This is a genomic window from Bacteroidota bacterium, from assembly GCA_018831055.1.
Lineage (GTDB): Bacteria > Bacteroidota > Bacteroidia > Bacteroidales > B18-G4 > M55B132.
Window position 1 is genome coordinate 1 of sequence record JAHJRE010000120.1, and the last position, 22,883, is coordinate 22,883.

Below are 22,883 nucleotides of genomic sequence, written 5' to 3' on the forward strand. Positions count from 1 at the left end.
AAGAGCTAAGTGGTCGAGTGACTGAGTGACTCGGCGGATTCGTTTCTTTGTTTCTACAAGTATCATAGTCACTCAGTCACTATGATACTGAGTGATTTATTGTCGAGTGACTGAGTGACTCGGCGAATTTAAGAGCTAAGTGGTCGAGTGACTGAGTGACTCGGCGGATTTAAGAGCTAAGTGGTCGAGTGACTGAGTGACTCGGCGGATTTAAGAGCTAAGTGTTCGAGTGACTGAGTGACTCGGCGGATTCGCTTCTTTGTTTCTACAAGTATCATAGTCACTCAGTCACTATGACAATAAGTGATTTATCGCAATCTTCTTACTTCGTTGATCGTTAAGCGTCAATCGAAAACAACTTTCGTATTCCATCCCCCATTTTCCCCATAAACCTCCAAAAGATAAACTCCGGAGGGAAACCCTATTGTAGGCATTTGCTTCCTGAATTCTCCTTTCACGGTAAATAATTGTTCCTGGAATATCAATTGTCCTCCAATGCTTGTTAAACGAAGTAACACATCCTGCGGATACTGTGACATAAATTCGATGGTAAACAATTCTCCTGCAGGATTTGGATAAATACACAGATCACTGATACCTAACGATTCTGGGATGCCTGTACAATCCTTAAATCCAACGGTAACAGAGTCTTCTGCCGTGCATCCGTTCTGGGCAGTCACAATAACCGAATGAGTGATGCTGCCCATTCCGGTTCCTGCACTGTCGATGGTGATATACGGTGTTGTCTGCATACCCGGTTTCCAGAGCCATGAAACCGCTCCGGGGACAGAAGCATCCAGGAATAAAGCGGTTCCTGCGCAGATGATGGTATCGTTTGGAAGGGCTATTACAGGCACGTTGTTTACGATGATATTCACCGGTAACGGCAGCTCCGGCAGGCATCCCGAAGCATCAGAAAGGGATATGATGCCAATGCTTGTGTTTGCTTGCAGGGCTTTTTTCAGGAGATATGCACTGTCGCCGGTAACAATGGATTCTCCCGTACTCATTTCAAACGAGAATGGAGGAGTTCCGGCGAAACTGATCATGATCAGCGCGGTATCTCCCATGCAAATCTCCGGAGGAGCGTTTAACGTGGCAGATGGTTGCGGAAAGACTTCCATAACAAGACTGTCGCCAACACCCTGGCAATTCGGATGCCCAATGACTGATGTAACCCAAACTGTTGTATTTTCATTCAGGATAACCGGATGCTGAATACTTGTAACATAGAGATTTGTGTAAACAATCGTATCGGTACCGTCGAAGAGCTCAAATGACATTGGGGGAGAACCCGACAAGGCAATGGTAACAAAAGAGGTATCTCCGGCACAAACCATCGGTCCTGCAATGAGTTCAGCAGTTGGTATTTTGCCAACGCGTATATATTCATCACGGATGAGAAAGTGCGATTCCTGGCCTTGTTCAACCAACAGGCTTACGAGGTAGTTGCCGGGTGTGTTATAGAATACAAGCGGCTCCGCCTCGGTGCTGGTAGCGGGTGTCCCTCCTTCAAATATCCATTGAAAGGTTAATCCGTTACCGATACTGTAGTTTTCGAACTGTACGCTTTCACCCAGGCAAATAAACGGTTGCTCAGCCATAAAACGGGCTTCCACCGAAAGCTTTTTCACCTGAAAGAACTCCAGATAGCGTTGCAATAATTCGTCTTTTGTGCTGGGGAAAACATAGTCGGTGAGTCCGCCGAACTCAAAACTGCTGCCAACGGTCCGGTAATACCCGCCATCGTATGCCACAGCAATACCGTATGCAGGATTTACATTTTCAAAGATCAGTTCAGCGGCTCCCATAGCCATGATCCTGTCGTTCGAAACTCTTTCTCCTTCATAATCGAAGATCATGTTTTCGGTAATGGTCCCATCGATCCCATGTGGGCGATCGAGGGAATTATCCCCGTCGGCTGTGCCCAGAATATTGAAATACGGCCTGACGGCTGTGGGGGGATCGTAAAACCATGCATCGCCACCCTCAAGGTACAGTCTCCCGCTCCGGTCGAGATAGGCAGCCAACGCATCTCCTTCTTCCTGGGTGATCGGCCTTCCTGCATTTCTTACCCCAAGGCAAACAAAAACACTGCGATATCGCTTCAGCGTTTCAGGAAGGTAAGATAGTCTTTCAAACTCGTAGCCATAATAATCCAGCCTGTCTTCCAGGAAGTCGGAGGTAATATCATTATCCTCAAAATCAGCAATAAGCACATCCTTTTTCCCAACCTCCATTATGATTTCGTCTGTAATGGTAATAGCAGGAGGTGCGGTTATGACAATATTGAACAGCACCGTAGAATTCTGCGGTATGCTATAGGATGCGGTCACATAAAATGCCCGGGTAACGGTATCACCCGGTTCAATATATCCATAATCCAATGTTTCCAGGAAAATGCTGATCCCGGGATCCGCAGAATTAAGAGATAATTTCACCGCAAACAGTGGAAAGCTCCCTGTATGGATCACCGGGATTTCCATTTCAGCCGTTTCCCCCGGATCAAGCCATCCATCCCTGTTTCCCGAATAATCATCGATGATTATCTCCCCCAATACCAAAGGATCCTGGCCTCTGGCCTGAAAAAGCCAAACCCCGGCCAAAAAAAACAAAAGTCCGATAATAACAAGATTCTTCATTGGAATTTATCATTTTATTAAAGCGCTGCAAGTTACTGGGTACTGGGGGGCTGGGGACTGGGTACTGGGGGGCTAGGTACTGGGTACTGGGGGCAAATTGCATCCAACGCTCCAGCACCCAGCCCCCAGCACCCAGTACCCAGCCCCCAGCCCCCAGCCCCCAGTAACTTGCACCCAGTACCCAGCCCCCAGCCCCCAGCAACATTTCGCCCCTCTCCCTTCTCCTCACCCCTTCCTCCCAAACCTCCTCACATCCTCACCTCCGATAGGACTATCGCAAAGAATCGTCAGGCGTTCGACTACATTTTGCAGTTCCCTGATGTTTCCTGTCCAGGGCAATTCTGAAAGCTCTTTCAAAGCATCTTCGTTAATATCCATGATAGCCTTACCCTGTTCCGAGCATGCTTTTTCGATGAAATAACGCGTCAGCAAAGAAATATCGTCTTTTCTATCGCGGAGCGGGGGAACATTGATCAGTATCACGCTGAGCCGGTGATAAAGGTCTTCACGAAAATTTCCGGCTTTAATTTCTTTTTCAAGGTTTTTATTGGTAGCGGCAATTACGCGTACATCCACCGGAATATCTTTTTCTCCGCCAACCCGCATAATTTTGTTTTCCTGCAAAGCACGAAGGACTTTCGCCTGGGCGCTTAAGCTCATATCCCCGATCTCATCAAGGAAAAGCGTACCACCGTCGGCTTGTTCAAAATCACCTTTTCTCTGTTTAATGGCGGAGGTGAATGATCCCTTCTCATGTCCAAAAAGCTTGCTTTCAATAAGTTCCGAAGGGATTGCAGCGCAATTAACTTCCACAAAGGGTCCTCCCGACCTTGTACTTTTCTCATGGAGCCAGCGAGCTACAAGTTCTTTGCCGGTACCGTTTTCCCCGGTAATAAGTACTCTGGCGTTGGTAGGGGCCACCTTTTCTATCATCTCCCGGATATTGAGCATAGCTTCTGACTCACCAATCATTTCGTAGGTTTTACTAACCTTTTTCCTGAGCGAACGTGTTTCAGAAATAAGTGAAGAACGGTCGAGGGCATTTCTGATGGTGATAAGCAGCCTGTTCAGGTCGAGAGGCTTAGCGATATAATCATAGGCTCCTTTTTTAATCGCTTCCACGGCGGTTTCTATCGTACCATGACCAGAGATCATGATCACCGGAGCATCTGAACGGGGTAATAACTGATCCAGCACCTCCAGTCCATCCATACGGGGCATTTTGATATCGAGAAGTATCACATCAAAAACGCCTGCACCTACTTTTTCCAGAGCTTCCTTTCCGTCGGCAGCATCATCAACTTCATATTTCTCGTACTCCAGGATATCGCGCAATGTATTGCGTATGCTGGGTTCATCGTCAACAACAAGGATTCTGGACATAGTTATAAGTTTGAGATCAAAGTTAGTAAAAGTTTTATTTGATTGAACGCTGTCAGGTGCTGTGGGTGCTGACAGGTTTAATTACCGTCATCCCGCAGAGCGAAGCGATTGCGGGAACTTTCAACTTCCCAAATTAATCACTACTTTTGATAATTATTCAACATTGATATTCTCATTAAGATGATACGCTTACTCTACGTTTTAGCATTATTATTCTTCTCCCTCTTGTCAATACTTCTTGAAGCACAACAGGATAACCCGGTCATTCGGGGGAAAGACGGCAAGACATACGCCTGGCCCTGGGCGGGAGGAATGAATTCCTGCCAGTTTTGCGAGATTGATATGAACCTCGATGGTAGTATGGATCTGCTGGTCTTCGACCGACAGGGTAACCGGCTTATGCCCTTCCTGAATAATGGTTTAACAGATAGTATCAGTTACGCCTATTCGCCGGATTATATAGGCCTTTTCCCCGAATTTGCCGAATGGGTGATGATGGTTGATTATGACTTTGATGGCCGAAACGATATCTTTACTTATAATCCCGATAATCCGGGGGTAATGGTTTACAGGAATGTATCAACTTCCGTTCTGAAATTCGAATTGGTGGTATATCCTTACCTCACTTCATATTACGGCAGCGGGTATGTCAATATCCTTGTGACTTCGGCCGATTATCCCGCTATTGTTGATCTCGACTACGATGGGGATCTTGATATTCTTACATTCTGGGCTTTGGGTTCTTTCGTCGAATTACACCAGAACCAAAGCATGGAGAAATACGGAACACCCGATTCCCTGGATTTCCTGCGGACAGAATACTGCTGGGGACGGTTTGCTGAAAGTGAGGAATCCAATGAGATTTTCCTGGATACCTGCTTTGGGGGTGGTAAAAATTTCATTGCCCCTGGTTTACGCGACAGGCACACCGGATCCACTTTCCTGGTAACAGACCTTGATGATGATAACGACATGGACCTTGTATTGGGGGATGTGGATTATCCCGGTTTGATCAAGCTGACCAACGGCGGCACATCCATTGATGCATTCATGATCAGTCAGGAACATAACTTCCCGGATTATTCCACCCCTGTTAAAATCTTTTCCATGCCGCTGCCACAAATGATTGACGTGAATAATGACGGACTGAAAGACCTTCTGGCCAATCCTTTCGACGGAGCAACCTTTGTTTCCAGAAATTATGCCTCCAGTTGGCTGTACATGAACAGCGGTACCAATACCCAACCGGTGTTCCATCTGAAATCCACACAGTTTTTACAGGATGACATGATAGACCTTGGCTCCGGGGCGTATCCCATCTTCTATGATCTTGATGGTGATGGACTTACCGACATCCTGGCAGGGAATTACGGTTATTACGACAGTTCCTGGTACGATGTATCCATGACACTGCATTCGGAATATGTAGCCAGGCTGTCTTTTTTCAGGAATACAGGAACACCTTCCCAGCCCTGCTTTACCTTTGTTGATGATGATCTGGCCGGCATATCCGTTCTGAAAGCAAAAGCCCTCTACCCTACCCTCACTGATATCGATGCGGATGGCGACCCCGACCTGCTTGTGGGCAAAGACGACGGCAAACTGCTTTTTTACAGGAACCAGGCACAGGCCGGTGCAGATCCGGACTTCATCCTGGAAACCGAAGCATATATGAACATCGATGTGGGGGATTTCAGTACGCCCTTTTGGATAGATATTGATGAGGACGGGCTCACCGATCTGATCATCGGTGAAAAAGCCGGAACACTCAACTATTACCGGAATACCGGTACTGCACAATCCGCTTCCTATAGCCTTGAAGATGACTTCTGGGGAGAGATAAATGTGACCGATCCCATGATTTCGAACTTCGGATACAGCACACCATTCCTGTTTTATGACCAACAGGGAAGACTCGATCTGGTAGTAGGTTCTGAACAGGGAAGCATTTTTTACTTTCCGAATGTTTTGGCTCACACAGGAAATCCTTTTCCTCCGTCCGATTCCCTGTTTTCGTTAATAAGCAACCAACCCTTTGAAATTTTAAAGGGCTGGCGGATGTCGGCAACCCTGGCCGATATTGACCAGGATAATAAAATGGAGATGATATGCGGTAATCTTAGTGGCGGGATGCATTTTTACCCCGATGTCAATCAGCCTGTTGTGAATGGCAACCAGGAAAATCAAATAAACAACCGGGTTCAGGTTTTCCCGAATCCCGCAAATGACAACCTTGGCATTTCATTAAACCCCGGAATGCTCCCTGCGAACATATCATTTGTTGATAGCCGGGGTAAAGTTTTAATAAAATGGCTGGAAAAAAATCAGTTGCATTCACACATAGATATAAGTAATTTTGTAAACGGGGTTTACTTCCTGGAAGTACAACCTGCAAACAACCCACAGACCCGGATCATCAAAAAGCTAATCATTATCAAATAATGTTTCTATGAAAATTGTTTACGTCATAATACTTACCATTCTTTATTTGCAGGCATTTTCCCAGGAAAGGCTACCTGATAAAGCCCCCTTGAATCCTGCTTTCCTGGAAGCCATTGAACAAGCAAAAGATCCCAGCCTCTTAAGCGAAAACACCGGAGCCATTCCTACTCCGGTAATGCCTTCGTTTAAAGACTACGACGCTGCTGTATATGCGAACAGGAGTTATCCGGTGGTATTCGACATGCGCGACAGTGCATGGCTGACCCCGGTAAAAAGCCAAACCCCCAATGGATGCTGGGCTTTTGCAACCATGGGTTCGGTAGAATCCCGCTGGAAAATGCTCGGACTGGGAGAATTTGATCTTTCGGAAAACAACCTGAAATTCTGCCATGGTTTTGATTCGGCACGTAGCTATTGGGGAAACCACTGGATGAGTACAGCATATTTTGCCCGGCTGGCCGGCCCCTTGCTGGAACCCCAGGATCCGAATTCCGGTGGCACACCCGGCCCCAGTTTATGCCCTGACGGTCTCGAACCAGTTGCTTTTATTAAAGAAGCCCGTTACCTTCCCAACGATATAAATGTAATAAAGGATCATGTTATGACTGTTGGGGCAGTCTATACCATGATCTACTATTCAGCTGCATATTACAATCCCACCAAATTCACTTATTATTACAGTGGTTCCCCACAGGTGAACCATGCCGTTGATATTGTGGGATGGAATGACACACTTACTACTGCCGGCGGACAAGGCGCCTGGATAATTCGCAACAGCTATGGAGCAGGCTGGGGAGATGCCGGATATTTCTATGTTTCCTATAACGACAACTCCATCCTGGATTACAATTGCTACTGGCCTGTACGGGAAGATTATATCAATACTGTTACGGCCTATCTCTATGATGACCAGGGAAGCTACAACTCTACGGGTTACGGCAGTGAAACCGGGTACGGACTGGTGAAATTCATCTCCTCCGGGAAAAACCGTCTTGTGCAGGTTTCCTCTTATGCTATGGCCGCCGGTACTCAAATGCAATTCGAGGTTTATGAGAGCTTCGACGGAACGACGTTAAGCGGTCTGTTGGGGTCTGTTACTACACAAACCTGCCCATGGCCGGGCCTTTACAATTTTGAAATCCCTGAACATATAGACCTTCAGGTTGGCGACGATTTTTATGTTAAAGTTCAATATTATACTCCAGGATACAACTGGCCTATACCCATTGAGGATACAATTAACAATTACGTCCACCCGGTCATCGAATCCGACGTATGCTGGATAAGCGGAACAGGCACTTCCGGCTCCTGGTGGCCTATCGGAGGAAACAGTCCGGGTTATTACTGGGACCTGAGCATCAATGTTTACGCCGAATCGCTGACAGAGTGGACAGGTGCAACAGATGACAACTGGAATAACACTGCAAACTGGAGTGGAGGAATACTCCCCGATACCGGCGATCATGTCATCCTGCAAAGCGGAAAAGCCAACTACCCGCTTACCAATTCGGGCAGCGACATCGTTATCCGCTCACTGGAGATTGAGGAAAACGCCCACTTTACTTTACCTGCCGGTAAAGCGATGAATGTGACCCAGGATCTTTTCCTGCGCTCATCGGCTTCAGGAAGCGCATCGTTTATCGACATGGGCAGCTTTACCCTGGGAGGAACAGCGGAGATAGAGCGCTATCTCTCCGGGAACGGCAATACCTACCACTACGTTTCATCGCCTTTGAATGCTGCACTTGCTGATGTTTTCACAGGAGCATACCTGTACGAATATGATGAGCCCAACCAGGAATGGGTCAATCTGGCATCCGGGGATGTTTTGTCGGATGCTACCGGTTATAACATTAAGGTTCCGGCTTCATCAACATATTCTTTCACAGGAAGTTCACTTCATTCCGGTATTTACAATTGCAGTGGATTAACCTATAACACCGGCGGGCCGGATGATGAAGATTACGCAGGATGGCATCTTACCGGTAACCCCTATCCATCTGCCATCGACTTGGATCATGCCGGTATATCACGAAGCAATGTCGATAATGCTATTTATTACTGGGACGGTGACGATGGAGTTTACAAATCCTATGTCAATGGAGCAGGAACCCTGGGAGCCACTTCGGAAATTCCATCAGGACAGGGCTTTTTCGTAAGGGTATCATCGCCCGGCGATATCGGGGAGGTGAGTTTTTCCAATTCAGCGCGAATACACAGCAACCAGGAATTTTACAAAAGCAGCCCTGAAAACCTGATCATCGCCGGTATCACTCAGGAAGATTACCGTGATGAATGTATCCTGAGAATGTTAAATGATGCTGCGGCAGATTATGATGGAGAATTTGATGCCTTTAAACTGATGGACAGAAACAGGCCGCAAATCTACGCGCTCTCTGCAAACAACCGGAAATTGTCGATAAACAGTTTGCCTGAGGCAAAAAATGAACTTGTGGTACCGCTTAAAGTCTATATCCCGGAACCGGGAAAGTATACTTTGGAAGTCAGCATTCCGGGTTTGTACAGCGAACGCTATATCATGATACTGGAAGACAAGCTGAGAGACAAGATCATAAAAGCAAGCTCCGCACTGAATACCATTATAACTTCAAACCTTCAGGAAGAGGAAGAAACTTTCCACCTTCACTTTATCCCACTGGATATTAACACATTGATCTATGGGATAAAGGGTGGGATCATGATCAAATCATCAAAGGCCGTAAGCGGAGTTGCTAAAGTGTTTAACGTAGCTGGCCAGGAAGTTTTTTCTACCAGGTTGGATAATTCCTGGATGAAAAGAATAGACTTGCCGGGAGTTACCGGGATGTATATTGTCTCAATAGAAACTACTGAAGGCAAGTTAACGGAAAAGGTTTTCCTGCCTTAATCCCTATTATCACGAAGTACGAGAATTTTCTTTTTATAGTTTATGACTGCCCGGTAGTTCATCAGGATATCACTGCCAATTACGCCATCAATTCCCGGAAGGTCAAGATGAGCATAAGACTCGTTCACATGCGACATTTCCATCACAACAGCCTGGTAATCTGATATTTTTAAACTCCCTATACTAAACGAATCAAGGATTACCGACTGGCTTTGCATGGTAGTTGTCCCCAGACCGGTACTAAGCTTTTCGTTTTCAATCAGTTCGGGTAAGCCACCGGGAAATTTCTCCGAGATCTTTTGCTTATCAAAAACCGACCTTGAAGCCCCCGTATCAACCAGTAACAATAACGGAAAACCATTAAGAGTACCCTCTACAAAAAGATGAAATCCTTCGTCTTCGATGGAGATGATATTTAGGGGGATTTGGTGTTTCATGCTATACTGTTATATGGTTATATGGTTAGTTGAGTTATGGGTTATAAGTTATGAGTTATTAGTTTACTCATAACTCATAACTTATAACTCATCACTTTAATTAGAAGTTTGGTTTCAGTGCATACTTGTTATAGAACTCTTCGACAATGTGAACGGCTTCTTCTGCGGTATCTACAAGGCGTATAATGTCAATATCTTCAGGGCTGATCTTTTCTTCCTTCATCAGTCTTTCTTTTATCCAGTCGATGAGTCCTCTCCAGTATTCCGAATCGACTAGTATTATAGGGAAATGAACCAGTTTTGCTGTCTGAATGAGGGTTACGGCTTCAAACATTTCATCAAGGGTTCCGAAACCACCTGGTAAAACAATATATCCCTGGGCATATTTCATGAACATAACCTTTCTGACAAAGAAATAATCGAAATCTATTAATTTATCAGGATCGATAAATTTATTGGCTTCCTGTTCAAAAGGCAGGTTAATGTTAAGACCAACCGACTTGCCTCCGGCAAAATGAGCACCTTTATTGGCAGCTTCCATGATCCCCGGTCCTCCACCTGAGATTACCCCAAATCCTTTTTTTGTAATAAGATATGCAATTTCTTCCGCAAGCTTGTAATGCTTATCCGTGGGTTTAGTCCTGGCTGAACCGAAGACCGAGACACAGGGACCGATTTTGGATAATTTTTCAAATCCCTCCACGAACTCAGACATGATCTTAAATATCTGCCAGGAGTCATAGGTCTTTATCTCATTCCAGGTTTTTGCTTCGAATGCGCTTCGAATTTTATCTTCTTCCCGGGTTTTCATGTTTTTAAGATTAATGATGTAATACATTTTTCAAATACAATGCTGTATGGCTTTCCGTCACATTCAGGATGCCTTCGGGAGTACCCTGGCAGATGATGTGGCCACCACGTTCTCCTCCTTCCGGACCGAGATCGATAATATGATCAGCAAACTTGATCACATCGAGGTTATGCTCGATAACGAGCACGGTATTGCCCTTGTTAACCAAGCGGTTCAACACATCCAGTAAAACCTTCACATCCTCGAAATGCAATCCTGTAGTAGGTTCATCCAGGATGTACAGGGTTTTCCCTGTATCACGCTTCGACAGTTCTGCAGAAAGCTTGATGCGTTGGGCTTCTCCTCCCGAGAGGGTTGTACTTTGCTGGCCAAGCGTTATGTAGCCCAATCCCACTTCCTGTAATGTTTTTATTTTTTGCAGGATGGAAGGTATGTTCTCAAAGAACTCAACTGCCTGGTTCACGGTCATATTCAACACATCATTGATGGACTTCCCTTTGTACCTGACTTCCAGTGTTTCGCGGTTATAACGTTTTCCCTGGCACGTTTCACACATCACGTAAACATCCGGCAGAAAATTCATTTCAATAACCCTTACTCCTGCCCCTTTGCAGGTTTCACATCGCCCGCCCTTGACATTGAAAGAGAATCGTCCGGGTTTATATCCCCTTACCTTTGATTCAGGCAACTGCTGAAACAATTTGCGTATCTCATCAAACGCTTTGGTATACGTAACCGGGTTAGACCTGGGTGTGCGGCCTATGGGTGACTGATCTATCTCAATCACTTTATCAAGATGAGACAAACCCTCAACGGATTTATAAGGAAGAGGTTTTTGTGATGACCGGTAAAACCTGTTGCTCAGGATAGGATAAAGAGTTTCGTTGATCAGTGTGGATTTTCCGCTTCCGGAAACCCCGGTTACGCAAATAAAAGTTCCCAGCGGCAGATGAAGATCAACCGATTTGAGGTTGTTTCCTGAAGCTCCATACAAGCTAAGTTTATTACCGTTTCCCGGTCTTCTTTCCGCCGGTATTGGGATTTCCTTTCTTCCGGAAAGATAATCGCAAGTAATGGTATGACAATCTCTCATTTCTGCCGGAGAACCCTGGCCGACAATCTGTCCCCCGTGTCTTCCTGCCCCAGGACCGATATCCACAACATGATCGGCTGCTTCAATCATATCCCTGTCGTGCTCAACCACGATCACCGAGTTACCCAAATCGCGAAGGTCTTTCAACGACTGGATCAGGCGGGCATTATCCCTTTGGTGAAGTCCTATGCTCGGTTCATCAAGAATATAAAGCACATCCACCAATTGCGACCCAATCTGTGTAGCAAGCCGGATGCGCTGTGATTCCCCCCCGCTAAGGCTCCTTGCCGAACGGTTAAGGCTCAGATAATCAAGCCCTACGTCAAGCAGGAAGCGAAGCCTGTTCAAAATCTCCCGTATAATCTCGCGAGCGATTCTCAGTCTTCTTTCATCCAGCTTTTCCGGTAATGCCTCCATCCATTGTTTCAACTCCAGGATGTCGAGATTGGCCAGTTCAGATATATTTTCCCCCTCAATTTTAAAAAATAATGACTCCTTCTGCAGGCGAGCCCCATTGCATTCCGGGCAAACTTTTTTATTCATGAAACCTGAAGCCCATTTGCGTATACCCGGCGAAGAAGCTTCTTCATACTGGTTGGAGATAAAACTTATAATGCCATCAAAATCAAGCGTATAACTATGCTTAACACCAAGGAACTCTTTTTGAACTATAAAACTCTCTTCCGACCCGTATAAAATTGTGCTGATGGCATCCTCCGAAATATCTTCAATGGGGGTATCCAGGTCAAAGTCGTATTTCAACCCGATGGCTTCCAGTTGCTGAAATATCCAGGTATTTTTATGTTCACCGATCGGGGCAAATCCGCCCTTACGAATGCTCCTGGAAGGGTTGGGGATGATCTTCTGCATATCCACTTCGGAAATTTCGCCGAGGCCATTGCATTTGTGGCAGGCGCCGTAGGGGGAATTGAAAGAGAAAGTATTGGGTTCAGGCTCATTATAGGCAATTCCCGATGTCGGGCACATAAGAAGGCGGCTATAGTAACGAAGGGTGCCACTGTCCTCATCCATTACCATGAGGCTGTTTTTACCATGTTTTAATGCAGTATCCACGGCCCTGGCGATGCGATTGCGCCTGGATTCATCTTTGCCTGCAACGATTCTGTCGGTCACCAGTTCTATATCGTGAGTCTTGTAACGGTCAAGCTGCATGTTGAGTGAAATATCCCTGATCTCTCCATCGATCCTGACTTTCGTGAATCCCTGCCGGCGAACATTCTCAAAAAGCTCCCGGTAATGGCCTTTCCTCCCTTTAACGAGCGGGGCGAGAACCATTACACGTTGGCCGGTGAACTGTTCGGCAATAAGCTCGATGATCCTGGATTCGGAATACCTCACCATTTTTTCGCCGGTAACGTAAGAATATGCTTCACCGACACGTGCATAGAGCAAACGAAGGAAATCATATACCTCGGTAATTGTACCAACTGTAGAACGGGGATTTTTGCTGACCGATTTTTGTTCGATGGAAACCACGGGACTTAAACCGCTGATCCTGTCAACATCGGGTCTTTCCAGGTCGCCAATGAACTGCCGGGCATAGGATGACAACGTTTCCATATAGCGCCGCTGACCTTCAGCATAGATCGTGTCGAAAGCCAGGGAAGACTTACCGCTGCCGCTTAGTCCGGTAAAAACAACAAGTTGATAACGAGGTAAGCGCAAATCAACATTTTTCAGGTTATGCACCCGTGCACCTTCAACCTCAAGAAATTTGTTCTGTACCAAACCTTCAAGCAGCTCTGTTTTCATTTCAGCGCAAAGATAAACGATTAATTCTTTACCGGTCCGAATGGGTAAGCTGTATCCGGTTCAAAAAAATCAGGCCTTACGCCGGGAATACGTGATCGGGGAATGAACCCGTCGGCAGGGAGGGAAATAATGTAGGTACTCTTTCCCTTATTGTTCAGGAAAGGTTTTCGCAACCAGGGATTTAATTCCTTTAGCGTGCGGTAAGTAACGTTATTGTCTGCGGCAAAAATGCGAAGATCTTCAATTTCCCCTTCAACAAGCACTTTCTTTGTTGGTATTGGTTGGTAAAGGTCTTTTTCTTCCAGGAAAAAGCCATATTCTTCCGGCATGTTAAAAATGGTTTTTATGGCTATGATCCGGAACACATAGCGGGATGTCTCCTCATTCAAATAAAGATCGTAATAATTGTCAACCTTTTGTGTCCGCAATTCTTCTGCAATGCGTCTTTTTCCTGCATTATAGGATGCCGCCACCAGAGTCCAGTTACCGAAAATCTCATAACCCTTACTCAGGTATTGGCATGCTGCTTCGGTTGATTTGATCACATGATAACGCTCATCAACTTCATCATTCACTTCAAGACCATAATCTTTGGCAGTTCCGGGTAAAAACTGCCAGAATCCGGCTGCCCCGGATGGGGAAACAACCTGCGACAAACCACTTTCAATTAATGCAAGGTATTTAAAATCATCAGGGATATTATTTTTTTCCAGGATGGGAGTAATCACCGGGAACCAACGATTGGCTTTTTTCAGCAAGAGAATGGTGGAAGTGTGCCAGTACATGTTCACCATCAGCTCCCTGTCGAGGCTTTCTTTAACATAATACATATCCAGCGGTACCTTTTCTCCGGCGAAAAACGCCTTATCAGGAATCCTGGCCGGAGACACCCTGTAATGGCCATCCATGCCATTCTTGTATTCCACTCCTGAAAGGCTTGTATTGTGTGAGCAATTCAGGAAAATAATCAGAATTGCCAGAAAAGCAATAAAAATCAGCAGAAAGACAAAATTTCTTTTCATAACCCATTACAATTGGGAACATTAAAACGGGGAATTCAATTCCTTGAAAAGAGGTGCTTCCTGGTCTTTACCTGACAAAACGGGGTTTGTGATTCCCCAATTGATGTTCAGGTCGGGATCGTTCCAACGGATACTGCCTTCCGAATCCTTGTTATACACATTGGTGCATTTATAGGAAAAAACCGTCTGGTCCTCCAGGGAAAGGAATCCATGGGCAAAACCAGGGGGTATCCAGTACATCAGTTTATTATCGGCGGTAAGTACTATCGAGCTCCACTTTCCGTAAGTAGGGGAATCTTTCCGGATATCCACTGCAACATCCAATACCGAGCCCCGGATAACCCTCACCAGCTTACCTTGTTCAAATGGCGGGGCCTGGAAGTGCAGACCACGCAATACGTTTTTTTGCGACCTGGACTCATTGTCCTGATCAAACAAGACATCAATCCCATTATTCAGGAATCTGTTCCGGTTGAACGATTCGAAAAAATATCCCCTGTCGTCTTCAAAAACCTTTGGTTTAACAATTAACAGCCCAATGATGTCGGTAGTGATGAATTCCATTCCTGAAAAAATTATTTAGCTATTAAATGTGAATAACTTCTCCGTAGGCTGCTGCAACGGCTTCCATCACGGCTTCCGACATAGTCGGGTGGGGATGTACCGATTTAATGATCTCTTCACCTGTTGTCTCAAGCTTCCTGGCAACAACGGCTTCGGCAATCATCTCTGTCACGTTTTCCCCTATCATGTGGCAACCCAGCCATTCACCGTATTTGGCATCAAAGATCACTTTTACGAAACCTTCCTTTGCACCGGCTGCGCTGGCTTTCCCGGAAGCCGTATATGGGAATTTCCCCACCTTGATCTCATAACCGGCTTCTTTGGCCTGAGCTTCCGTCATCCCAACAGAAGCTATTTCAGGATGGGTATAGGTACAGGCCGGAATATTTCCATAATCCATCGGATCGGGGTTGAGCCCGGCCATCTTTTCAACACAGGTGATCCCCTCATGGGAGGCCACATGTGCCAGTGCGGGTCCGTGAACAATATCTCCAATGGCATAATACCCTTCCACATTTGTGCGATAAAAATCGTCCACCTTAACCTTGCCTTTTTCGGTTGTGATTCCTGTTTCCTCAAGGCCTAATCCCTCCAGGTTGGTGGCAATGCCTACAGCGGATAAAACGATATCAGCCTCAATAACCTCCTCGCCTTTTTTTGTCTTTATGGTTACCTTACACTTATCCGATTTGGTATCGACTGACTCCACAGATGCATTGGTCATAACCTTGATCCCGGATTTTTTGAAGGAACGCTCAAGCTGTTTGGATACCTCTTCATCTTCCAGGGGCACAATGTTGGGGAGGAGCTCAACCAGTGTGACTTTTGTACCTACGGCATTATAGAAATAAGCAAATTCGGAACCGATAGCACCGGAACCAACAATAACCATAGATTCAGGTAGTTTAGGCAATGTCATGGCCTCCCGGTATCCAATGATCTTCTTGCCATCGATGGGCAGGTTGGGTAATATTCTTGAGCGTGCGCCCGTTGCGATCAATATATTTTTTGCGCTAAATACCTTTTTACTTCCATCAGACAGGGTCACTTCTACTTTACGACCGGGGAGAACCTTGCCAAATCCTGCTATATGTTCTATTTTGTTTTTACCAAATAAAAACTGTATTCCTTTGCTCATTCCGGCAGCAATATCTCGGCTTCTTTTCACCATGCCTTCGAAATCGGCCTTCACCGAACCATCGATCTTCACGCCAAAATCCTGGGCATGCATGGCATATTCCAAAACCTGGGCGCTCTTTAACAAGGCTTTTGTAGGGATACATCCCCAGTTCAGGCAAACACCACCCAATTCTGCTTTTTCCACTACAGCGGTTTTCATCCCAAGCTGGCTGGCCCTAATGGCAGCCACATAACCTCCGGGACCACTCCCGATAACAATAAGGTCAAAATCCATAATTTTTTGATTTTATCATTAACACTCTGTGAAGCTCGTTATCCGGCAAAGATACCATATTTTTTACCTCTTCCGAAAGCATTTCAGAATATGACAACCTGCCGGTAATGAAAAATTTATATTTTTATGCGTTTGATATGAACAGAACAATCCAAAAATAGTAATGTTTAATTTTTACTTAATTATGAAAAGAATATTGATTCTCTTCCTGCTTCTGCCAGCCTTATACTCATTTAGCCAGGATGGAAGCATTGATGAAGCCACGCTGCAAAAGATCCGGTCATCATTTACAGCTAACGGGGAAACCAGAGCGCTGATGAATGCAATCAGCAGCAACGACATTAAGAAACTGGCAATTAATCGGTCAAATTTAGGAAAGGTCACACCCTATTTCTCTCACAAGATAGACATTAAAGGTATCAGTGACCAGAAATCATCGGGCAGGTGCTGGCTTTTCACCGGCCTCAACATGTTGCGGATTAAGGTGATTGAAAAATACAAGCTGGAAGACTTTGAGTTCTCTCAAAACTATTCCTTTTTCTGGGACCAGCTTGAAAAATCCAACCTCTTCCTGGAAACAATACTTGCCACTGCCGATAAGCCTATGGATGATAAAACAGTAGAATGGCTATTCAGGAATCCGATTGGTGATGGCGGTCAATGGACGGGAGTGGTCGATATTGTAGATAAATACGGGCTCGTACCCGCAGAAGCCATGCCGGAAAGCCAGAACAGCGAAAACACATCCATGATGTCGAGACTGTTGAGACGCAAATTACGGGAAGATGGACTAAAACTCAGATTGATCAGGCAAACGGAAGCCAATGAAAATGTTATCCAGGATATGAAAACCCGGATGCTCTCCGATATTTACCGTATTCTGGCCCTGTCGCTCGGAGAACCTCCGCAAAAATTCATCTGGCAATACAAAGATGCCGACGGAAACATAAGCAAAGCAACTGAATACACACCTTTGTCGTTTTACAGTGAAGTTCTTGATGTTAACCTCAAGGACTATGTGATGCTAATGAACGACCCAACCCGGGATTATTACAAGGTATATGAAATTGAATACGATCGTCACATCCTGGAAGGAGGAAACTGGAAATATATAAATCTTCCGGTAGACGAAATCAAAAACTTTGCAGCCGCTTCCATTAAAGATAATGAACCCCTGTATTTTTCCTGTGATGTAGGAAAGCAACTGAACAGCGAAGACGGGCTGCTTGACATCCATAATTATGATTACGGTGATATGTTTGGAGTAACTTTCGGTTTGGACAAAGCTCAGAGGATCAGTACTTTTGAGAGCGGTTCATCCCATGGCATGAGCCTTATCGGAGTAAATATCATCGAAAACGGGAGTATCGACAAATGGTTACTGGAAAACAGCTGGGGTGAGAAAGGGCAGAAAGGATTGCTGGTGATGACCGATGAATGGTTTGATGAGTATATGTTCAGGCTGGTAGTCCATCAAAAATACATGGATCAGAAAACCCTCGATATTCTGAAGACTGAACCGGTATTGCTTCCACCCTGGGATCCGATGTTCGCACCGGAGAATTAATTTGTTACTAAACCTTTTTCCTGTCTCGCTTGTTATGGTTAATGCGTAAACATGTGTTAACTTAAATATGTGAATTAATTATGGAAAAAAAGCACATCATTGAAACCATAGGAACAATTGAGAAAAAGGAAATACTAACCACCATTGGCTACGATGATCTGGTACTGGAATCATTACATCCTTTTCCCGGTTATCATGGCACAACTATCCCGGATGAAGATAAGCCCAAATCGGTATTTTTCATGATTAAAGGGAATTTCTCTGAAGAGATAATCATCAGGACTATACAACAGGTAAAGAAAGTTACGGATATTGAGTTTGACGCAACGCCCGCATTTGTTACCCTGCACAATGAAATGGCACCTTCTATCCGTATCCGGGACATAAAAAAATATGATGTGATCCCCGATTTGCTGCGTTTATTCAGGAACGCAGGAATAAGCTTCCAGTCGGGGAAAAAAATCGAACCGTATGAAGGTTTGATTAAGGTTAAAAAATATTTCCTTCTGGACCCTATTACCGACTGCACCTTGCAGGACATGGAAGTTCCGGCTATGAAATACTTTCAGCTTCCATTGAAACTCGAATGGAATCAATTCGAACAGATAACTTTACACATCAAACGGAACATGGAGGATGCCAATTTTGATGCGGCTCTTGCAACTATATACAGAAAAGCCGGATTGATAGATTACATCAGGATTTATGAAGACGTTGATTGCTCCCTTGAAAAACTGAATCAGATCCGGAAGAGGTATATACAGGAGATTAAGAAGATTGTTTAGGGTTTAGGGTTTAGGGTTTAGGGTTTAGGGTTTAGGGTTTAGGGTTTAGGGTTTAGGGGCTGGGGGTTTGATATTTGCAGACTTTTGTTACTTTTGCACCGGAGCAAATATTATGAATAAAGCATTAGACGATTTAAGGGATCTTTTTATCAAGCTGGGAACACCGGAGGATTGGGCTGTCATTTTCCGGGAAGGTATTGCCATTGCGTTCATCCTGATCCTTGCAGTAATTTCATACTACGTCACACGCATCATTCTTTTTCATACGGTTTATAAGGTAGCAAGACGTACGAAATCCGAATGGGATGATATTCTGATCCGGAAAAAGGTTTTCAGGAGATTGGCATTCCTGGCACCAGCACTGGTAATCAATTATCTGTCGCCCATATTATTGGGTGAATATGCATTCGTAGCCAGAATCATCGAAATTGTTACAGCCATTTACATGGTTGTGGTAACAGTAAGAGTATTTTTATCCATAGCCGATGCGTTTCATGATATCTATTCCATAGCCGACACAGGCAAAGGAAAACCCATTAAGGGATACGTGCAAGTATTCAAGATCGTTCTATATATCATCTCAGGCATTATTATCATCTCCATATTGCTGGGCAAGCAGAACTTTGGCTGGTTGGCGGGTTTGGGAGCATTTTCTGCGGTTTTGATGCTTATTTTCAAGGACCCCATCCTTGGTTTTGTTGGTGGGATTCAATTGTCGGCCAATAACATGGTCAGGCTCGGAGATTGGATTGAAATGCCTAAGTACGGTGCCGATGGTACCGTTATCGACATATCCCTTACCACAGTTAAGGTTCAGAACTGGGACAAGACCATCACTACCATACCCACTTACACACTGGTAACGGATTCATTCCGTAACTGGAGGGGAATGGAAGAAAGCGGAGGACGCAGAATAAAAAGGTCGATAAATATCGATATGACCAGCATTAAATTCTGCACACCTGAAATGCTTGAAAGGTTCAGTCAGTTTCAACATGTTGCAGAATATGTCAGAAAAACCGAAAAAGATATTCAGGAATACAATAAAAGATACGACGTTGACAATTCGGTACTGGTAAACGGTCGCAGGCAGACCAATATCGGGGTCTTCAGGGCATATTTGCGGGGTTATCTCAGCAGAAACCCTAAAATTAACCAAAAGATGACCTTTTTGGTCAGGCAGCTTCAACCTACCGACAAAGGGCTACCTATTGAAATATATGTCTTCAGTAAAGTTCAGGAATGGGCCAAGTATGAAGACCTGCAATCCGACATTTTCGATCATGTACTTGCCGTGATCCCCTTTTTCGAACTCAAGGTATTCCAGGATCCTACAGGATCTGATTTCCAGCATTTAACAGGAGATAAATAATCCCATCCTATATGACACGGATATTATTCAAGGAAGAACAGAGATTTCGTCAGGTATGGATACTGTTCATTTTAATTGCATCAGCAGGATTATGGTTGTTTTTTATGATCTGGCAGGGGATCAATGAAAATTTGTTCACAACCAAACCGGAAGCCGCCTGGATTACCCTTATTGTAGGGATCATTCCTGTAGTTCTGATCTTCCTTTTTCTTAAGATGAAACTTATCACCGTGATCGACCAACAGGGTGTAGGGTGCAGGTTCACTATCCTGCAAAAATCATTTAAACGCTTCGAAAAAGATGATATCCTGTCGTATGAAATCAGAAAATATAAACCCATCCAGGAATATGGAGGCTGGGGTATTCGTGTTAGCGGTGGAAAAAAGGGAACAGCCTATAATGTTTCAGGAAATATGGGCTTGCAACTCTATATGAAAAACGGGAAAAAGTTTCTTATCGGCACCCGGCAGGAAGTTTCCCTGGGAAGAGCCATGGAAAAACTCATGGGAAAGCCTGGCCCAGAATAACATCCTTCACCTTGTTAAATATTATTCTGAACCAAACGGTGTAGTGTTCAGGATTTTTCTCCATATCTTCAGACAAGTCTTCAAGTTTTATCCATTTCCATGAATGTACCTCCTGCGGGTTAATTTCAGGAAATCCATCGAACCTACCCACAAGAACATGATCGAATTCATGCTCGATCATACCCTTATCAAGTTCTGCATAATAAATAAAATCTATTGTTTTCTCCAGCTGACAATCAAAACCCATCTCTTCCTTCAGCCTCCTGTGGCCGGCCTCCAATACCGCTTCTCCGTCTCGTGGATGAGAACAGCAGGTATTGGACCATAATCCCGGTGAATGATATTTACCCAGAGCACGCTGCTGCAACATCAGTTCGTTGTTCAAATTAAAAATAAAAACAGAAAATGCCCTGTGAAGCAATCCCTTCCGGTGAGCCTCCATTTTCTCCATCAAACCAAGCGGTTTATCCTCCCTGTCAACCAAAATAACCTCTTCCATAATGATTTTTATTACAAAATTACAAAAATCTCCCCTCTCTCTTCTCCCTTCTCCCTTCTCCCCTCTCCCCTCTCCCTTCTCCCTTCTCCCTTCTCCCTTCTCCCTTCTCCCTTCTCCCTTCTCCCCTCTCCCTTCTCCCTTCTCCCCTCTCCCCTCTCCCCTCTATTAACAACGAGCGAAGTCGAGTTGAAAAAAAAAACAAAAAAAACTTGACATGGTTCAAAAAACATTTTATTTTTGACCGACCGTTCAATCAATAAAAATATGCCACGAACAGAAGAACAATATGAAGAAATCCGGGAATCACGCAGAAACATGATCATGGAAACGGCCCTGGAGCTATTTGCTGCATCCGGCTACCATAATACATCCATCAGCATGATCGCTGGAAAGGCAGGTATTTCAAAAGGCTTGCTATATAATTATTTCGAGGGTAAGGAAGAGTTATTGAACGCCATCCTGGATAAAGGGATTCAGGAGCTCATGTTGTTTTTTGATCCGAATAAAGATGGTATTATCACAGAAGACGAACTCAGGTATTACATCGATGAACTATTCGTAATCCTGAGGGAAAGGCGTGAATACTGGAGGTTATACTTTGCAATCGCCCTTCAGCCTCTTGTTTTTGAGAAGGTTTATAACAAAGCCGCTGATTTAACCCGGGTATATTTAGGAATGATCATCCGTTATTTTCGTGAAAAAGGATTTGATGATCCGGAAACGGAGGGCATTTTATTTCACATGTTATTGGATGGCATAAGTTTGAATTACATTATGGGACCGGATGAATTTCCCATTGAAAAGGTTAAGAATCTATTATACAACAAATATCTAAACTGCAAAAACAAATGATAATGAACAAATTACGTTTAACCGGTTTGATTTCCCTGGTAATTCTGACAACATCCTTTTCTGGGACATCACAAACCCTGACGGCAAAAGAGATTGTAATAAAATCGCAGGATAAGGTTAACGGAGAATCAAACCGGGGCGCCATGAAAATGACGGTAGTCAGGCCAAATTGGTCGAGAGAGGTGGAAATGAAAGTCTGGTCTTTGGGAGAAGACTTTTACATGATCTATATTCTTTCCCCTGCACGTGATAAAGGACAGGTTTTTATGAAAAGGGAAACGGATATGTGGAACTGGATGCCCTCCATCAGCCGGATGATCAAGATACCTCCTTCTATGATGAGTCAATCCTGGATGGGGTCCGACTTCACCAATAACGACCTGATGCGTATGAACTCATACATTAATGATTACACACACCGCATCCTGGGAGAAGAAGAAATCAACGGGTATCAATGTTATAAGGTTGAATTGATGCCCTTACCCGATGCCGCGGTAGTTTGGGGAAAAATTCATATCTGGATTTCCAAAGATGAATTCTACCAGATGCAGTTCGAATTTTTCGATGAAGAAATGGAGGCAGTGAACAGGGAGATTTGTTCCGATGTAAAGCAATTCGGTGACAGAAAACTTCCCTCAAAAATGGTCATGACCCCAATGGATAAACCCGGAAACCAAACCATTATCGAAATATCGGAAATGGAATATAATGTGAATATGCAGGAAAGCTTTTTTTCGCAACAAAACATGAAAAATCTGAGATAAGAGATTGCAGATCGCAGATCGGAGATCGGAGATCGCAGATCGGAGATCG

18 protein-coding genes are annotated in these 22,883 nt (G+C 44.6%); 8 read left to right on the plus strand and 10 right to left on the minus strand.

What is annotated here, in order from left to right:
• Window positions 1-344 precede the first annotated feature (344 nt).
• Both KKA81_07460 and KKA81_07465 read right to left on the minus strand, forming a co-directional pair.
• Entirely contained in the window at window positions 345-2,642 is a 2,298-nt protein-coding gene (locus tag KKA81_07460) for a PKD domain-containing protein (GenBank protein MBU2650755.1), read from the minus strand.
• A 225-nt stretch (window positions 2,643-2,867) separates the two neighbouring features.
• On the minus strand, window positions 2,868-4,025 hold the full coding sequence (locus tag KKA81_07465; GenBank protein ID MBU2650756.1) for a sigma-54 dependent transcriptional regulator: 1,158 nt from the start codon (window positions 4,023-4,025) through the stop codon (window positions 2,868-2,870).
• 180 nt (window positions 4,026-4,205) lie between these two features.
• Between KKA81_07465 and KKA81_07470 the strand changes: the two genes are divergently transcribed.
• Window positions 4,206-6,467, plus strand: coding sequence for a T9SS type A sorting domain-containing protein (locus KKA81_07470; GenBank protein ID MBU2650757.1), 2,262 nt, complete (start codon window positions 4,206-4,208; stop codon window positions 6,465-6,467).
• 7 nt (window positions 6,468-6,474) lie between these two features.
• Window positions 6,475-9,354: a T9SS type A sorting domain-containing protein gene (locus KKA81_07475; protein ID MBU2650758.1), complete on the plus strand. Its 2,880-nt coding sequence runs from the start codon at window positions 6,475-6,477 to the stop codon at window positions 9,352-9,354.
• On the opposite strand, the gene KKA81_07480 is transcribed toward KKA81_07475, so the two are convergent.
• The 6 genes from KKA81_07480 to lpdA form a co-directional block, all read right to left on the minus strand.
• The gene (locus tag KKA81_07480; protein MBU2650759.1) at window positions 9,351-9,791 is read right to left on the minus strand and encodes a retroviral-like aspartic protease family protein; all 441 of its coding nucleotides are present in this window, start codon (window positions 9,789-9,791) and stop codon (window positions 9,351-9,353) included. The two genes, KKA81_07475 and KKA81_07480, sit on opposite strands and share 4 nt — an antisense overlap.
• Window positions 9,792-9,891: 100 nt before the next feature.
• Window positions 9,892-10,602 (minus strand): TIGR00730 family Rossman fold protein, encoded by a 711-nt coding sequence (locus tag KKA81_07485; GenBank protein ID MBU2650760.1) that lies wholly within the window; start codon window positions 10,600-10,602, stop codon window positions 9,892-9,894.
• Between the two features lie 10 nt (window positions 10,603-10,612).
• Entirely contained in the window at window positions 10,613-13,468 is a 2,856-nt protein-coding gene (gene uvrA / locus KKA81_07490; GenBank protein MBU2650761.1) for an excinuclease ABC subunit UvrA, read from the minus strand.
• A 20-nt stretch (window positions 13,469-13,488) separates the two neighbouring features.
• Window positions 13,489-14,490, minus strand: a complete 1,002-nt coding sequence (locus tag KKA81_07495) for a lytic transglycosylase domain-containing protein (protein ID MBU2650762.1) — start codon at window positions 14,488-14,490, stop codon at window positions 13,489-13,491.
• Window positions 14,491-14,511: 21 nt separating this feature from the next.
• Window positions 14,512-15,054 (minus strand): dTDP-4-dehydrorhamnose 3,5-epimerase, encoded by a 543-nt coding sequence (gene rfbC / locus KKA81_07500; GenBank protein MBU2650763.1) that lies wholly within the window; start codon window positions 15,052-15,054, stop codon window positions 14,512-14,514.
• Between the two features lie 22 nt (window positions 15,055-15,076).
• Complete coding sequence (gene lpdA, locus KKA81_07505) at window positions 15,077-16,468, minus strand: dihydrolipoyl dehydrogenase (protein ID MBU2650764.1); 1,392 nt, start codon at window positions 16,466-16,468, stop codon at window positions 15,077-15,079.
• A 184-nt stretch (window positions 16,469-16,652) separates the two neighbouring features.
• On the opposite strand from lpdA, the gene KKA81_07510 reads away from it, so the two are divergent.
• The 4 genes from KKA81_07510 (at window position 16,653) to KKA81_07525 (ending at window position 20,719) form a co-directional block, all read left to right on the plus strand.
• On the plus strand, window positions 16,653-18,035 hold the full coding sequence (locus tag KKA81_07510) for a C1 family peptidase (GenBank protein MBU2650765.1): 1,383 nt from the start codon (window positions 16,653-16,655) through the stop codon (window positions 18,033-18,035).
• An 80-nt stretch (window positions 18,036-18,115) separates the two neighbouring features.
• A complete protein-coding gene (locus tag KKA81_07515) occupies window positions 18,116-18,820 on the plus strand; it encodes a hypothetical protein (GenBank protein MBU2650766.1) in 705 nt (234 codons plus the stop codon).
• A gap of 112 nt (window positions 18,821-18,932) precedes the next feature.
• Window positions 18,933-20,192, plus strand: a complete 1,260-nt coding sequence (locus KKA81_07520) for a mechanosensitive ion channel family protein (GenBank protein ID MBU2650767.1) — start codon at window positions 18,933-18,935, stop codon at window positions 20,190-20,192.
• Between the two features lie 11 nt (window positions 20,193-20,203).
• The gene (locus KKA81_07525; GenBank protein ID MBU2650768.1) at window positions 20,204-20,719 is read left to right on the plus strand and encodes a hypothetical protein; all 516 of its coding nucleotides are present in this window, start codon (window positions 20,204-20,206) and stop codon (window positions 20,717-20,719) included.
• On the opposite strand, the gene idi is transcribed toward KKA81_07525, so the two are convergent.
• Together idi and KKA81_07535 are read right to left on the minus strand one after the other, a co-directional pair.
• The gene (gene idi / locus KKA81_07530; GenBank protein MBU2650769.1) at window positions 20,694-21,224 is read right to left on the minus strand and encodes an isopentenyl-diphosphate Delta-isomerase; all 531 of its coding nucleotides are present in this window, start codon (window positions 21,222-21,224) and stop codon (window positions 20,694-20,696) included. The two genes, KKA81_07525 and idi, sit on opposite strands and share 26 nt — an antisense overlap.
• A 5-nt stretch (window positions 21,225-21,229) precedes the next feature.
• Window positions 21,230-21,448 (minus strand): hypothetical protein, encoded by a 219-nt coding sequence (locus KKA81_07535; GenBank protein ID MBU2650770.1) that lies wholly within the window; start codon window positions 21,446-21,448, stop codon window positions 21,230-21,232.
• A 34-nt stretch (window positions 21,449-21,482) separates the two neighbouring features.
• On the opposite strand from KKA81_07535, the gene KKA81_07540 reads away from it, so the two are divergent.
• Together KKA81_07540 and KKA81_07545 are read left to right on the plus strand one after the other, a co-directional pair.
• Complete coding sequence (locus tag KKA81_07540) at window positions 21,483-22,070, plus strand: TetR/AcrR family transcriptional regulator (GenBank protein MBU2650771.1); 588 nt, start codon at window positions 21,483-21,485, stop codon at window positions 22,068-22,070.
• Window positions 22,071-22,072: 2 nt separating this feature from the next.
• Window positions 22,073-22,834, plus strand: a complete 762-nt coding sequence (locus tag KKA81_07545) for an outer membrane lipoprotein-sorting protein (protein MBU2650772.1) — start codon at window positions 22,073-22,075, stop codon at window positions 22,832-22,834.
• Window positions 22,835-22,883: the final 49 nt, after the last annotated feature.